The sequence below is a fragment of the Shigella sp. SIG3 genome, from assembly GCF_053555855.1.
The window spans coordinates 1-983 of sequence record NZ_JBQZXE010000261.1 but is presented as its reverse complement, the minus strand read 5'-3'; the positions used below and the strand labels follow the sequence as shown (position 1 = coordinate 983).

1 protein-coding gene is annotated in these 983 nt (G+C 48.2%); it reads left to right on the top strand.

Annotation, left to right across the window (positions count from 1 at the left end):
• Nucleotides 1-89 precede the first annotated feature (89 nt).
• On the top strand, nucleotides 90-983 hold an 894-nt coding region (locus ACUU1I_RS20760), incomplete at its 3' end, for a tyrosine-type recombinase/integrase (protein WP_449144926.1).

Genomic DNA, 983 nt, shown 5'->3' with positions numbered 1-983 from the left:
ATAGTTGTTTACTGTGCGCTGTTGTCCATGTGATATTGTGTACCAGATGTGTGCCAAACTATTATTTCTGAGCGTACCAAATATTATTTATGGCTATAAGCGACACAAAACTGCGTACTATTTATGGTAAACCATATTCGGGCCCACAAGAAGTGGCTGATGCCGATGGCCTCAGCGTACGAATTTCACCGAAGGGGGGCATCCAGTTCCAGTACCGCTATCGCTGGCATGGCAAGCCTAATCGACTTGGGCTTGGTCGATACCCATCCCTGTCTTTGAAGGATGCCAGACAGATCACTGCTGACTTGCGAAAGCTCTATTTCTCAGGAACGGATCCACGCACCTATTTTGAAGAGAAGGTGGAGAACTCCATGACGGTCGCCCAGTGTCTCGACTACTGGTTCGACAACTACGTCTCTACAACTCTCAGAGAAAAGGCCCAGGCACTTTATCGATCAACGGTTATGAAGCGCATGCATGACGCCTTCCCTAATCGTCCGGCATCTTCTATCACGGTTAAGCAATGGGTTGACCTGCTTACCGAAGAAGAAAAAGATAATCCACGCCGAGCAAGGCAGGTGCTAAGTCAACTAAGATCAGCAATTAGTTGGTGCATGCGGCGTCAGTTGATAGATAGTTGCGCAATTATGAGCATCCAGCCAAGGGACTTCGGCTCCCGCGCTGAGGTAGGGGATCGGGTACTGTCGTATCACGAACTGGCTAAGATTTGGCTTGCTATTGAAAGAAGCCGTGCGTCTACGTCAAATAAGCTCCTTCATCAGATGCTTATGCTGTGGGGGGCGAGGCTCTCAGAGCTTAGGCTGGCAACAAAGACAGAATTTGACCTGCTGGACAACGTATGGACCGTACCGAAAGAGCATAGCAAGATGGGTAATGTTATCCGCCGTCCAATCTTCGAACAAATTAAGCCTTTTCTCGAAAAGGCCATGACAATGTACAATGATGTTCTTTTCCCTGGAGAA